This window comes from Winogradskyella tangerina (genome assembly GCF_003260205.1).
GTDB classification, from domain to species: Bacteria; Bacteroidota; Bacteroidia; order Flavobacteriales; family Flavobacteriaceae; genus Winogradskyella; species Winogradskyella tangerina.
The window spans coordinates 27,341-41,100 of record NZ_QERF01000010.1; the positions used below are offsets into that span (position 1 = coordinate 27,341).

The 13,760-nt window shown below is 34.0% G+C and carries 10 protein-coding genes and 3 tRNA genes; 7 read left to right on the forward strand and 6 right to left on the reverse strand.

Translation table 11 applies throughout. The features are described 5' to 3' along the window. Nucleotides 1–89: 89 nt before the first annotated feature. On the reverse strand, nucleotides 90–2,732 hold the full coding sequence (locus tag DDY94_RS14090) for an AsmA family protein (RefSeq protein ID WP_111685098.1): 2,643 nt from the start codon (nucleotides 2,730–2,732) through the stop codon (nucleotides 90–92). Nucleotides 2,733–2,822: 90 nt separating this feature from the next. Beyond that, nucleotides 2,823–3,527 carry a queuosine precursor transporter gene (locus DDY94_RS14095; RefSeq protein WP_111685100.1) on the reverse strand — a complete coding sequence of 235 codons (705 nt, stop codon included), beginning with the start codon at nucleotides 3,525–3,527 and terminating at the stop codon, nucleotides 2,823–2,825. 173 nt (nucleotides 3,528–3,700) lie between these two features. On the opposite strand from DDY94_RS14095, the gene folK reads away from it, so the two are divergent. Next, on the forward strand, nucleotides 3,701–4,828 hold the full coding sequence (gene folK / locus DDY94_RS14100) for a 2-amino-4-hydroxy-6-hydroxymethyldihydropteridine diphosphokinase (RefSeq protein ID WP_111685102.1): 1,128 nt from the start codon (nucleotides 3,701–3,703) through the stop codon (nucleotides 4,826–4,828). A 9-nt stretch (nucleotides 4,829–4,837) separates the two neighbouring features. On the opposite strand, the gene DDY94_RS14105 is transcribed toward folK, so the two are convergent. The 3 genes from DDY94_RS14105 to DDY94_RS14115 are packed head-to-tail and all read right to left on the reverse strand — an operon-like array spanning nucleotide 4,838 to nucleotide 6,486. Then, nucleotides 4,838–5,503 carry a class I SAM-dependent methyltransferase gene (locus DDY94_RS14105; RefSeq protein WP_111685104.1) on the reverse strand — a complete coding sequence of 222 codons (666 nt, stop codon included), beginning with the start codon at nucleotides 5,501–5,503 and terminating at the stop codon, nucleotides 4,838–4,840. Further along, on the reverse strand, nucleotides 5,503–5,949 hold the full coding sequence (locus DDY94_RS14110) for a hypothetical protein (protein WP_157957333.1): 447 nt from the start codon (nucleotides 5,947–5,949) through the stop codon (nucleotides 5,503–5,505). Before DDY94_RS14110 ends, DDY94_RS14105 begins: the two co-directional genes overlap by 1 nt. A 3-nt stretch (nucleotides 5,950–5,952) precedes the next feature. Then, entirely contained in the window at nucleotides 5,953–6,486 is a 534-nt protein-coding gene (locus tag DDY94_RS14115) for an RNA methyltransferase (protein ID WP_111685107.1), read from the reverse strand. A gap of 221 nt (nucleotides 6,487–6,707) precedes the next feature. Between DDY94_RS14115 and mutS the strand changes: the two genes are divergently transcribed. From mutS to DDY94_RS14145, 6 genes are all read left to right on the forward strand, one after another. Beyond that, entirely contained in the window at nucleotides 6,708–9,320 is a 2,613-nt protein-coding gene (gene mutS, locus DDY94_RS14120; protein WP_111685109.1) for a DNA mismatch repair protein MutS, read from the forward strand. Nucleotides 9,321–9,416: 96 nt separating this feature from the next. After that, nucleotides 9,417–9,488: transfer RNA gene (locus DDY94_RS14125), tRNA-Gly, on the forward strand. A 175-nt stretch (nucleotides 9,489–9,663) separates the two neighbouring features. After that, nucleotides 9,664–9,748 (forward strand) — tRNA-Leu (locus DDY94_RS14130). Between the two features lie 105 nt (nucleotides 9,749–9,853). Continuing rightward, the gene (locus DDY94_RS14135; protein WP_157957334.1) at nucleotides 9,854–10,093 is read left to right on the forward strand and encodes a hypothetical protein; all 240 of its coding nucleotides are present in this window, start codon (nucleotides 9,854–9,856) and stop codon (nucleotides 10,091–10,093) included. A gap of 918 nt (nucleotides 10,094–11,011) precedes the next feature. Continuing rightward, on the forward strand, nucleotides 11,012–11,200 hold the full coding sequence (locus DDY94_RS14140; protein WP_111685112.1) for a hypothetical protein: 189 nt from the start codon (nucleotides 11,012–11,014) through the stop codon (nucleotides 11,198–11,200). 112 nt (nucleotides 11,201–11,312) lie between these two features. Further along, a tRNA-Ser gene (locus DDY94_RS14145) sits at nucleotides 11,313–11,383 on the forward strand. A gap of 864 nt (nucleotides 11,384–12,247) precedes the next feature. On the opposite strand, the gene DDY94_RS14150 is transcribed toward DDY94_RS14145, so the two are convergent. Beyond that, entirely contained in the window at nucleotides 12,248–13,171 is a 924-nt protein-coding gene (locus tag DDY94_RS14150; protein ID WP_111685114.1) for an AlbA family DNA-binding domain-containing protein, read from the reverse strand. Nucleotides 13,172–13,760 lie beyond the last annotated feature (589 nt).

The following is a 13,760-nucleotide window of genomic DNA, read 5'->3' on the forward strand; positions in this document are numbered from 1 at the left end:
CCCACATTATAACTTTATTATTTAGAAAAACAAGTAAAATGCATAATTATTACAAAAAATTAAGAAAAATGACTGTTTTTGGGCTAAAATCACTCATTTTTGGTCGAATCCTGTGCTTTTTTATCCTTTTTCTTTTTTTTGCCTCCGAGGATACCACCTAAAACTGAATTCACACCTTCTTTAATACTGTCTTTAGGATCTTTATTTCCTATTGAATCCTTCTCAGTACTTTTGGGATCACCGCTTAATGCACCTCCTAATAGGTCTTTAATTTTATCCTTTCCTTTACCTAATAACTGTTGTTTCTTAATTTCAATCAGTTGCTTTGTTAAGTTTGAAATACCACTGGTAAGGTCTGTGGATATTTTTGGTTTAGAGAAACTGCCCTCAATATTCGCTGTAACAGGAATTGTGATTTTATTTACTTCCGAGTCGTTTATTTGTCCGATCAATTGATTGACCTCACCGCCTAAATATTTAGCCGGCACATCAAATCCGACATTATAACCGAGTTCATTGGTAAAGGTATGCTGGCCAGAAACCGTAACAGGAATATCTTTATAATTAACAGTGAAAGGTTTCACAGTGACCCGTCCATTTTCAAAACTAAGTTTCGTTTTTATATTTTTTTGTAATTCTTTAAAGTCAATAAAATTGAGTTGATTTCCTAATCCAGAAAGCAAAGGACTCTTACTCACATCAATATTTGAGGTCAAAATTTCGGCTAAGGCATTACCAGAAATGGTTGAAAGATCTGGTGAAAACGACTCGTCTAACAAACCATTGACGTCTATCGTAGAATTTAATTTGCCTTGTACAACTTTTGCTATTGGTGCCAAAGCCTTCAGCATTTCAAGATCTTTAAAAGATTGAGAAATATCAAAATCTTTCATGGCTAGCTGCATATCAAATTTCGGTTTTGATTCTATGGTATTCACATTTCCAGAAATACCAAGTTGTCCATTAAATATATCCGTAGTCATATTTACCAAATTGGCATTTTGGTCTTTAATACGCAGTTGACCCTTTACATTCTTCAGATTGAGATTATCATAGATCACAGTTTTGGCATTCGCAGTGATCGAACAATCTAGGAAATCAGGGATTTTTAATGACTCATTTTCAGAAGTGGTTTTATTCGAAGTTTCGGTGGCGGATTCGTCTTCAACCATAAAGTCTGAAATGGCAAATCTGTTAGAATTCACATTGAAATTCCCTTGTAATTTTTTATCACTTAACAAAAACCCTAGCAGATTGTTGATGGTCCCCGTGGCCGTGAAATCGCTCTCACCAGTTTGAGCATCGAAACTATTTAAATTCACAACACCAGGCTTAAAGTCGAGGTTGGCCTTATTAATTTGAATAGGATTAACGATATCTTCAGATGAAAAAATAAAGTCTGAAATCGAAACTTTACCATTGTTTTTGATTCGCTGATAGGCGTTGGTTTCGATGGCATTCATATCGAAATGAGTATTGAGTTGACCTTTTAAAATTCCACTCAATTGATTTTCAAGTTCAATAGGATATGCCTTTGTGATATTTGCTAAATTTAAAACACCGTCTAGATCGGCATCGACAATTATATTACCTGTTAGGTCTTTAATGTGAGCCTCAGATTTAAAGACATCTTCATCAATTTTAAAATCAAGCTGATTCAAATCAACAAAGGTGTCATCAGCACGCCCCGTAGTATTTTTAATTGATGCATTGATCATAATATTTTCCACACGTTTCGGTAGATCAGTATACTTAAATGAAGCATTATCCGATTTCATATTTATATCTAGTGTCGGAATGGTTTCTTCAGAAATTAATCCTTTAATTAGACCGTTAACAGTGAAGTTTCCGGAGGTATTTACATTTTCAATATTCTTGGCATAAGCCTCAGGAATTACAGCTAGAAAATCCTTAAATGAAGATTCAGGATTTTTGAAACTGATATCTATTTGCTGGCCTTCTTCAACCATTTGAATAAATCCATCAAACTCTAACGGTAATGCGTTTATAAAACCTTTATTTTCTTTGAAGGTGTACTTGTTCTGTTCTAAGTCCATCCCGAGTAGGGCATCTAGCTTAATTAGATTGTTATTCAGATAATCGGTACTATCGATCGACATGCTTATTTTGGCTTCGGTTTTGGTATCCAATTCTGATTGCTCTCCTGAAAAAATGCCTTTACCGTTGTGGTTTATTTCGGTGGCATAAATTTTAGTGTCAGACCCTTCATCAATGTAAGTTAGGGCACTATTATTGAGCTCGTAATTTTTTATATCGAAGCTAAATCCGGCTGATGATTCTGTGTTTGACTGTTCTCCTTCAGATTCTGAAGATTTTACAATGTCGTAATTGGTAGTACCATTTTTGTTAGTGATTAAAGTAAGAAGTAATTCGTCTGCAATAATCTCATTAACTACTAAAGGTTCTTCAGTGCCTTTAAATAATTCGCGAATTGGCATCTCGAAAGATAATGATCTGGCAGTAGCTAAAGTTTCGTCCTTAAAAGGAGCCCTATTAGTAATTTTAAGGTTTTCGATATTGACTTCGGCACTTGGGAAACTGCTAATTAGACTCAGACTAATGTCGTTAAAACTTAGATCAGCATCTAGGTTTTCATCAGCGTAATTCTGAACGATGGTGTCGATTTTCGACTCTAAAATAAAAGGGATAGTTATAAGAATGGCTAAAAAAAGTAGGAGTAGGATTCCGATAATTTTGAAAATTTTCTTCATAACTGGTAAATTTGGTATATATACGTTCAAGTTATAAGAAAAGTTCGACAGTCCTTAAACTTTTGAAAGATTTTAATAATTAAATAACAATTAGAGCAGGTCGATCTCTTCGTTCACCTTAAGCTTGAAACGTTTTCTAAAAGCATATACACCGAGGTACAAGAATGGTGTGTCTAATGCGGCCACCAAAACTTTGAATAAAAATCCACTAACGAGTAGTCCTAAAAATTTATCCCATTCAATTTTCCCGAAACTGCAAAGCAATAGTAGTACTGTGGCCGTATCTACCAATTGCGATAAAAAGGTAGAGAAGTTATTTCGCAACCAGAGGTGTTTTCCTTTGGTTAAATTTTTCCAGAAGTGATAAATCTGAATATCCACTAATTGGGCTAATAGATAAGCCATCATACTTGCAAATACAGCAATGGCGGTACTTCCAAACACGGTAGTAAATACTTCATTTTGAACTGGCGACCAAGGTGTTGCGGGCACGGCATTAGAGGTGTAAATGATCAGCATGGAGAAAAACGAAGCAAAAATACCAGCTACAACGACATCGTTTGCTCTTTTCTTTCCGTAGATCTCACTGATCAAATCTGTAATTAAAAAAGTAATAGGATAAGGCAGAATACCTACTGAAATTTCAAAAAGTTTGCTGCCAAAAATTTCAACATCAACAGGATACCAGTAAAAAAACTTTTGAAAAATTAAGTTTGAAACCACTAAGGACGTAATAAAAAGTGCTCCCAATAATAAATAGATGCGTTGTGCTAAGAGCTTATCCTTTAATTGCATTTTAGTCGGTTGATAAATTATAGCCGCAAAGATAATCTATTAATATTTCATGTGCTGATAGTTGTTATTTCGGGATGAAATAAAGATTCTTCTCGATGAAAAATTTTCAATTCAATAAGTGTTAATAATTATTTTTAATTAGGTCGCTTACTTTTAGTTATTTTGCTAGCTCGATGGTATCAGCTAAAACCGCATATATCGCATTAGGAAGTAATAAGGGCAATAAGTTGCAGTATTTGCAGCAGGCCGTTGATGCTATATTTGAAAAGGCTGGGCTTATTATTAAGATTTCAAAAGTCTATCAAACTCCGGCCTGGGGTTTTGAAAGCGATGACTTTTTTAACGCTTGTATTCAGATAAAAACGGAACTAAAACCAAAGGCCTTACTTCGTGTTTTAAAGTCGATTGAATCTGACTTAGGCAGAGTTCCAAAACAATCCGACACCTATGAAGCACGTAAAATCGATCTCGATATCTTGTTTTATGATGAAGAGGTAATTAGCGAAAAGAAATTAGTTATTCCACATCCAGAAATACAAAAACGACGGTTTGTGCTACAACCACTTCACGATATTAATAAGGATTTGAAGCATCCTAAATTAGATAAGTCTGTTGCGGATTTACTCGAAATCTGTGATGATAAATCTGAAATTGAACCTGTAAAGATCTGGTTAAAAAATCCAAAGAAAAATTACAATTTCAACAGATTTAATTTTATTGCTATTGAGGGAAATATTGGTGCCGGCAAAACGAGCTTGGCGACTAAGATCTCACAAGATTTTAATGCTAAACTCATCCTTGAACGCTTTGCGGATAATCCTTTTTTACCTAAGTTTTATAAAGAACCCGAACGCTATGCCTTCACATTAGAGATGTCCTTTTTAGCAGATCGCTATCAGCAAATCAGCGATGATTTGTCGCAATTAGATCTTTTTAAGGACTTTATGGTTAGCGATTACGACGTGCATAAATCTCTTATATTTTCGAAGGTAACTTTGGCAGAGGATGAATTTAGATTGTACCGTAAGTTGTTTTATCAGGTCTATAAGGATATTGCACGACCAGATCTCTATGTTTACCTTTATCAGAACACACAACGACTTCAGGAGAACATAAAAAAGCGTGGTCGAAAATACGAGAAGGAAATTCAGGATGAATACCTCGATAAGATCAACACGGGTTATTTAGAATTTCTAAAATCTCAAACCGACCTTATTGTTAAGATCATAGATATTTCTGATCGTGATTTTGTAAAAAAGCGCGAAGATTATTTATGGTTGTTGGGGGAGATTATTGGGTGAGCAGCCTTGTTAAAGTTCAATTAAATAGCTCGCGATTTTACCCTTTTTTCCACCTAATAATACTTCGGTAAGAAGCTTTGATGATTTCACCTTAAAATTGAAGGGAGCTCCTAAAATATCAACGCCACTCCGATGTTTCAAGCGAATACCTTGTCCTGATATGATATCGATATTCGGAATAAAATCACCTATCGGAATATGCTCCGTAAGAATAACATACTTATAGTTTGAAAGCTTTTTAGTAATGGCCTTGATTTCAGTATTAGATAAATGTTGCAGTACCTGCCGAATGATAGCGCAATCGGCCTTTGGTAATTCATCTTTTGCAATATCCAAGCAATGAAATTCTACATCATCATTTTTGAATTTGATTTTATTTCTACTAATAAGATCCTTAACAATATCAATAGCTATATAGCTTGACGTGTAAGGAAGCAGCTGTTGGCCGATATTGAAGTCCCCACAACCCAGATCACAAACAGACAATTTGTTTTGGTGAGATTTTAAAAATGACGTCACTTCCTTTAGATAGGGTTCAATAATTTCAGGGCGATGAGAGCCTTCACCCGAATAGAAATCATGTTCATCTCCACCCCAAAGATGCTGCTCGTAAACCTGCTCCATAGCAGCTTTAGTAGGCCAAGGAGATGTGTTCTTTTTTTTGAATTTAGACATTAATTACCCAATTTCCGATTCTCGATAAAACGTAAAATAACATACACCAAAGAAAGAGCAATGGGCGCAACGACTAGGACATAAATGATATTCCAGTACAGAATAGAAGCTTCTGGACTGCCAAAAAATGAAACTGCACTCGAAGAAAAATTAAAGCCCGTATTTCCAGAAAGTACATAAGAAATTCCAAACCATAATATTGAAATTACAATTAAGGCGATCATTAACCATCGTATTAGTTTTCCTAAACGAGACGGACTTTTTTTGAATCCGCCATTTGAGATATAGGTGGCAACTTGCAAGGCAATGAAACCAAGCCATAGCAAAATATTTCCGGCAGGGACACCTAAAAGTTCATAAGTTAAAATTGAAGACCCCATTGAAAATAATATGATCACTATTCCAAGGATAAGAAATGAAAGGGCAAGTATAGTTCGTTTACTCATTTTTTAATTTTTAAGTTTAGAAAACACATCCCAGATTACAACACCAGCACTTACCGAAATATTAAGCGAATGCTTGGTACCATATTGTGGAATTTCAATAACCAGATCACTTGCATTCACCACATCTTGAGAAACACCTTTAACTTCGTTGCCAAAAATTAGCGCATAAGTGGTATTAGGTTGAGGTTTAAAATCGTTAAGCATTGTAGCGTTTTCGGCCTGCTCAATAGAGCAGATCTTTACATTTTGCGATTTTAGTTTTTGGATAACCTCCAAGGTGTTATCATGGTATTCCCAATCTACAGTTTCCGTACTTCCTAATGCTGTTTTTCTGATATCGTTATGTGGTGGCTGTGCCGTTATTCCGCAGAGGTAGATTTTTTCAACAAGAAAAGCATCACTACTTCTGAAAACAGATCCGATATTATTCAAACTTCGGATATTATCGAGGACAATGATAATCGGAGATTTATCTGCAGTCTTGAATTCGTTCACATCAAGACGATCTAGTTCACTATTTTTTAGTTTTCTGTTCATTTGGTTACTCCGCAAAAGAAGGGAACTTATTCTATTAAAAGGTCATACTTAGCACAGTCGAAGTATCAGTTCTCGTCATGCTTTAATTCATTCTAAATGACCACAAAGATTGTTAAAATCTCCTTGTAATTGTAAATAACTTCTGGTCCTTTCGCTTTAAAAAACAAGGCTATTGAGCTATATTAGCAACCTTACAATTACCGCAAAAATAAACAAAACTCTTGGCTAAATCAGCAAAAAAAGAAACCCCATTAATGAAGCAATACAATGCGATCAAAGCAAAGTATCCAGATGCGTTATTGTTGTTTAGAGTAGGGGATTTTTATGAAACCTTTGGTAGTGATGCCGTTAAAGCCTCAAAAATATTAGACATCATTTTAACCAAACGTGGCGCTGGTAGTGAGAGTGAAACTGAATTAGCTGGGTTTCCGCACCATTCATTAAATACCTATTTGCCAAAGCTTGTTAGAGCAGGTGAGCGCGTGGCCATTTGTGATCAGTTGGAAGATCCGAAGCAGACTAAAAAAATTGTAAAACGAGGGGTAACTGAGTTGGTGACGCCTGGCGTAGCACTTAACGATGATATTCTAAATTCGAAATCGAATAATTTCCTCGCAGCCGTTCATTTTGATAAAAAATATATTGGTGTTTCCTTTTTAGATATCTCTACGGGTGAATTTTTAACCTCTCAGGGTGATGAGGAATACATCGACAAATTACTTCAGAATTTTAATCCAAGTGAGGTCCTCATTTCTAAAGCATGTCGTAAAGATTTTTCTGAAACCTTCGGAAATGATTTTCATACGTTTTATCTAGAGGATTGGGTTTTTCAGGCAGACTACGCCAATGAATCTCTAACTAAACATTTCAAAACAAAAACACTGAAAGGCTTCGGAATTGAGGATTTGTATGAAGGAATTATCGCCTCTGGTGTGGTTTTACATTATCTAAATGAAACGCGCCATAACCGTCTTGAACATATAACCAATATTTCGCGCATTGCTACTGACGATTATGTGTGGATGGATAAATTCACTATCAGAAATCTCGAATTATACCATTCTACAAATGCCAATGCTGTAACGCTGATTAATGTAATTGACAAGACCATTTCCGCAATGGGAGGTCGTACCTTAAAACGCTGGTTGGCCTTACCTCTGAAGCATATCGATAAGATCAGGCAGCGACATGAGGTTGTTCAATTTTTGTTAGATCATGAAGAAGTCCTTCAAAAGATACAAGGACAAATCAAACATATAGGTGATATTGAACGCTTAATTTCAAAGATAGCAACCACCAAGGTGAACCCTCGCGAGGTAGTTCAGCTTAAAAACTCTTTGGAAGCCATTGTGCCTATTAAATCCATGGCTGAAAGTTGTGACAATGAGGCCTTGAAAATTATAGGTGAAAATCTTCACAGTTGTGATCTGCTTAGAGATAAAATTAAACAAACTTTAAATGAAGAAGCACCTGTTAATGTCTTGAAAGGACAAACAATTGCCGAAGGATTTTCATCAGAGTTAGATGAGCTTCGTGGGTTGTCGAAATCAGGAAAGGATTATTTAGATGCTATGTTAGCTCGAGAGAGTGAGCGTACAGGAATTCCATCCTTGAAGATTGCTTCTAATAATGTCTTCGGGTATTACATCGAAGTTCGGAATACGCATAAAGACAAGGTTCCGGAAGAATGGATCCGTAAGCAAACATTGGTTAATGCGGAGCGTTATATCACGGAAGAACTCAAGGAATATGAGGCCAAGATATTAGGTGCTGAGGAGCGTATATTAGCCATTGAGCAACAGCTATTTTCGGAATTAGTACATTGGATGCACCAGTATATTTTGCAAGTACAACAGAATGCACAATTAATTGGGCAGCTCGATTGCCTATGTGGATTTGCTAGTTTAGCAAAATCAAACTCATATAACTTACCACAAATGGATGATAGTTTCGATTTAGAGATCAAAGACGGGCGTCATCCGGTTATCGAAAAACAGTTACCACTTGGTGAATCTTATATAGCCAATGATGTGTTTTTAGATAGGGAATCGCAGCAGATCATTATGATCACTGGCCCGAATATGTCTGGTAAATCTGCTATATTAAGACAGACAGCTTTGATTGTTTTATTAGCTCAGATTGGAAGTTTTGTTCCTGCCGAATCTGCGCGTATTGGTGTAGTTGATAAGATTTTTACAAGAGTTGGAGCAAGCGATAATATCTCTATGGGCGAATCGACCTTTATGGTAGAAATGAATGAAACGGCTTCTATTCTAAATAATATTTCCGATAGAAGTTTGGTGCTTTTAGACGAGATCGGTCGTGGAACAAGTACTTATGATGGTATTTCTATTGCTTGGGCGATCAGTGAGTATTTACACGAGCATCCGGCGAGACCAAAAACGCTTTTTGCAACGCATTACCACGAGCTGAACGAAATGACAGAGACGTTCTCGCGCATTAAAAACTTCAATGTTGCGGTAAAAGAATTAAAGGATAATGTATTATTTGTTCGGAAATTGGTTGAAGGTGGTAGTGAGCACAGTTTTGGAATTCATGTTGCAAAGATGGCAGGCATGCCACAGCAAGTAATAAGGCGTGCCAATAAAATACTTGCAAAACTAGAGAAATCACATTCGAGTGAAGAATTAACCGATAAGGTGAAGTCCTTAAAAGATGATATGCAGTTGAGTTTCTTTAATCTCGATGACCCATTATTGGAAGAGATCAAGGAAGAAATTCTACATACCGATATAGATACATTGACCCCTGTCGAAGCCCTTATGAAGCTCAATGAAATAAAGCGCATGTTGATTAAGAAAAAACAAGCTTAGTTAGCTTTAATTTATTTTAAAAAAGTCTTTGCAATTCTAAGAAATAGTTTAAATTTGCATCCGCTTTTACAGCGAAAAGTTCTTTAATAAGACTACGCGAAAGTAGCTCAGGGGTAGAGCATCACCTTGCCAAGGTGAGGGTCGCGGGTTCAAATCCCGTCTTTCGCTCATGTTTCAGACCTCCATTAATATTAAGAGGTTTGCTTGAAAAAGTGAAAATTGTGGTGCTGACGATTTCAAAATGAAATGTCAGAATGCTGATAAGCGAAGCTTCGTCAGTATTCAAATCCCGTCTTTCGCTCTATAAGATATATACCAATTAAGTTGCAGCCGCAACTTGGATGCTGAAGTGGTGGAATTGGTAGACACGTTGGACTTAAAATCCAATGGCCATTATGGCCGTGCGGGTTCAAGTCCCGCCTTCAGTACTGTGTAAAACCGTAATTCATTGATTATTCAATGGTTACGGTTTTTTTTGTGCTCAAAAAGCCAGTATTTAGTCAAAAATATAATATAAATCAATTATGAGTGAAATGTTTAAGTATAATAACTGCGGTAATAAGCAAGAAGAGTCGAAACCTGGTAAACAATTAATTAAAGGAATTGATGAAAAAACGCGTAAACTTGTTGAAGCAAAAATGAGAAAACAAATAGAAGACAAAAAACAAGAAGCAAAAATAGCAAAGGACGAGGCCAGAATATTCATTGAAGAAACTGATTGGTCTAAAGTAGATGTTAAAAAATACCTATTGAGTTTGTTGGATATTATTTAGAATTAAATACAATAATTATCATTAATCATAAACTATTTCAATATGAACAAGGAAGAATACATAAAAAAAATGAGCCCGATATTAGAAAGACGTGAGCAGCTCCTCAGTGAAATCAAGAAAAATAACATGGTGATATAACTTGGCGAAATAGAAAAACCATATCCTTGCAATATAAATTATTTGAAATGAGATAGAATTTCAGGTAAATCAATAAGTAATTAATACTATGGAATTTAAAATTAGTTCAACAGATTTTCTTAAAGAGAAAAATGAGATATTAATTAGGCGAAAAGCTTTATTAAAAGAAATTAAGGATAAAGGGATACAAGTTCGTTTAAATCTTGTAGCTCCGGAACATAGGCAAGTAAAAGACTAACTTGGATTTTTGAGATCCTGAAGTCTACTATTTAAATGAAGTACTTCAAGATTCAGGTTGATTTCAGATCCTTGCAAATCATATATCTCATTTCACTCAAATAAAATTGACTCAATCAAATTAATGCGCTAATAATTTTCACTTTGGAACCAAAAGATATCCTTTTACAATCCACTAAATGTGTCAAAGATACGTTTTGAAAGCTGTACAATTATAACTATACTATTATTAAATTCATAGACTAGTAATTATTGTTAAAATCCATGATTAACTACTAGTATATAATACTAAAAGCGCCTCAATTGTGACGTGCTTTTATTTTTAGTAATATAAGTTAAATAGATTAATATTCACCAACCACTTTTTAGGATACTGAATTTCTTAGGTGTTGGATATAAGATTCTTGAGTAGATCATTTAGAATATATGTTAAAAATGTATAATTTTGTAATACAAATTGCAAAATAATTAAATAATAAATAATATGTATTACATTTTTTTGTAAATTGCGTAAGACTAATTTATTAAAAGTAACCAATTACTATGAATCAAGATTCTAAGGTCACCAAAAAAAAATTGAAGACTGAGTCAAAAACATTAAGATTAGAAGCTGAATTTGTCAGTGAAATCGAAACGCTAGCTGAAAGAAATTATCGAAATTTCAACAACATGGCAGAAACGTTGATGCGTATTGGGATGCAACATTATCCTGGATTGGAATTAAGAACTTAAGAAAATAGGGTGCTAGGAATAGTGCCCTTTATTATGAAATGAAAACAAAATTAAGAAAGATATTACATAAAAAAAGCCCTCATTTAAGAAGGCTTTATTTTAACAATATGTTGGGTACGTGTCCGAGTGGTTAGGTGGGTTCCTGCTAAGTTCCTTACGCCAGTTCGAATCTGGTCGTACCCTCAATCGAAAGGAATGGAATAAAATTTCATTCCTTTTGTTTTTTTATCCACTTCAAATTAACCAATTTTTTTTGGTTTTATTATCAATACAGTGTTAAATTTTACATTATTATGGTATTTTAACATTAAAATACGCTTATTATCGATTATTTAGAATGATTCTTATGTATTTGATATCATTTAACACTTATTTCTCCTGATAGAATACAAAAATGATATCTATTTTGTTATGATTTACATTTAGTGTGAACTTATATTTTCTTACTCATAAAAGCATATTGTTTAAACGTCACGATTAACGTAGGTTATGCGTTTAAAAAACATCTGTTGCGCTCAAAATAAATGCTGAAACCAATCAAAATGGGATCCTTATTAAGGTTTTGTACATGACATGGTACTAATTAAACGTAACACTAGCGTTTTGAATAAGTCCGTAAAGAGTCAATTATCCCCAATATGATTGTTTAGTGCATGTTTAATGAATGATGTATGTATTTATTATGTTTATTGTGTGTAAAATAGATGTTGTCGAAGCAAATGAATCAAGATTAGAATTACGTTGTTTTAACGTTAAGATCAACCTAGAGCCAAAGACTGACAGATAAATTCCTATTGCTACAATGGGTGTTATCAGAAATTATTAAATACGTTATTCTTCGTTAGCTAATAGACATTTGCCAAAATTATTTTAACATTCGAACAACGTTAAGATTCGTGATAGTCTTGTGTTTGTAAATATTCAGGTCTATAATTTGATTTAATCTTAATTTCTTTTTAGTAATATTCTTAAATAATTATCAGGAAAAGAAAGAAGATAAATAAATCCATTAGCTCTTGAGAATATGTAAAATCGCAGGATAATAGTTTATCCCTCTTCAAATTCTTTTATTGTTTTTCCTAAATTTGATTCTAAATAATCTTCACCGTTGGGGTAATATAATCTAACTTCCAATTTTAAATTATCAAAAACTTGAGGTAAGTCCATTGGATGAACGGTAAAGTCAATTCTCACAACGTTCAATAATTCATTAGGATAAATTGGAGAAAACCCATTAACACTTGCCTTAAATTTGTTATTATCTATTCTAGTGAAATTGATCAAGCTGTTTGACTTATTTTTATGTTGTAAAACTCGCATACTTTTAGGAGAATTAATAAAATAAACATTTACTTTATAGTTTTCCTCCATTTTTTCTCCCTCATTATAAATGTCCACTTCAATTCCATATTGAATTTCTTCCTCATTTGCATTTTCTTTTGTTTTAGTAAGCGTCGTTTTATCTAAGACTAGCTTGGACCGAACTCTTCTTCCGTAAAGCTCACGTATTTCATACTCCTCCATCGCCACAGACTCAAAATTATATCTTTTATAGTACCTTTTATCTTTGCAAATGTGAGGAGCTTCAATACTTGAAGGAATTTGGACGACGTATATTGTTTTTTTTATTTCGTTTTGTTTTCGAATAGGAAATATTTTTAATCCAGGTATATTTCTATTAATGGTAGAACTTATGATTTGTTCTAACCATTCTTTTGTGAATTCATTCCCGTCTATAAAGGAAAATTTATGTGCTTTATGATTCTTTTCCTCGATGCCATAAATAATTATACCACCATCAGAATTTGCAAATGCAGAAACATCTTTTGAAACTTCCTTTTTAATCGAATCTGTCTTAGAGAGTGCTCCAGCAGCTTTAAACTCAATATGTATGGATTCTTCAATTTCGTTAAATATAAAAGATTCAACGGTATTTATATCATATGTTTTTAATTTATGAAGCTCTGTCATTACAACAAAATTTTAAATTTCGTGAGCATAATACTTGTGATACTATTAGTCATGAATTATATCTAAATTACTCTCGAAATACGCATTAAAGATGTTCTTTTTACCCTTAAGAGCGTTTTTCAGGTTTGTTTTCGGCCTAACTTTTTGTATTTAAAAAAGTGAACATCATAAAAAGAGATTAAGAGTAGAAAGCACCTCTTAAGGGAAGTGCTTTCGTTATCAAAAAGGGGTGCTATTAATTTTTATAAATTATCCAGCCTTAATCGAAGCTCTAAAGTTAAGAAATATTTGTTGTTTTTAATCAAATGTAAAGGAAGATAATTGACGAATAAAATTCGGTATATTTGTAAAATAGCAAGCGAGCTGACAATTTTATTAGCGGATGACTAATGGTCTTTATAGAGAAAGTTTTAGTCGGTGTAAAAAGCAGTGCTTTCGCACTCTTGATGAACCTAATAACGTTTGAAGCCCACTTGCTTGTTTTTTGCAACTATATAAGTTTGTGGTAAATTGTATATAGTTGCCTTTAAATGCGTTAATGAGGTAAGTTTTGAAGTGCATTTAGTTAATCCTTGGTTTTCAACCTTCA

Coding starts and splice junctions, on each gene's coding strand:
- DDY94_RS14090 (WP_111685098.1), bottom strand. CDS start 2,732: ATGAAGAAAATTTTCAAAATTATCGGAATCCTACTCCTACTTTTTTTA.
- DDY94_RS14095 (WP_111685100.1), bottom strand. CDS start 3,527: ATGCAATTAAAGGATAAGCTCTTAGCACAACGCATCTATTTATTATTG.
- folK (WP_111685102.1), top strand. CDS start 3,701: ATGGTATCAGCTAAAACCGCATATATCGCATTAGGAAGTAATAAGGGC.
- DDY94_RS14105 (WP_111685104.1), bottom strand. CDS start 5,503: ATGTCTAAATTCAAAAAAAAGAACACATCTCCTTGGCCTACTAAAGCT.
- DDY94_RS14110 (WP_157957333.1), bottom strand. CDS start 5,949: ATGAGTAAACGAACTATACTTGCCCTTTCATTTCTTATCCTTGGAATA.
- DDY94_RS14115 (WP_111685107.1), bottom strand. CDS start 6,486: ATGAACAGAAAACTAAAAAATAGTGAACTAGATCGTCTTGATGTGAAC.
- DDY94_RS14135 (WP_157957334.1), top strand. CDS start 9,854: ATGTTTAAGTATAATAACTGCGGTAATAAGCAAGAAGAGTCGAAACCT.
- DDY94_RS14140 (WP_111685112.1), top strand. CDS start 11,012: ATGAATCAAGATTCTAAGGTCACCAAAAAAAAATTGAAGACTGAGTCA.
- DDY94_RS14150 (WP_111685114.1), bottom strand. CDS start 13,171: ATGACAGAGCTTCATAAATTAAAAACATATGATATAAATACCGTTGAA.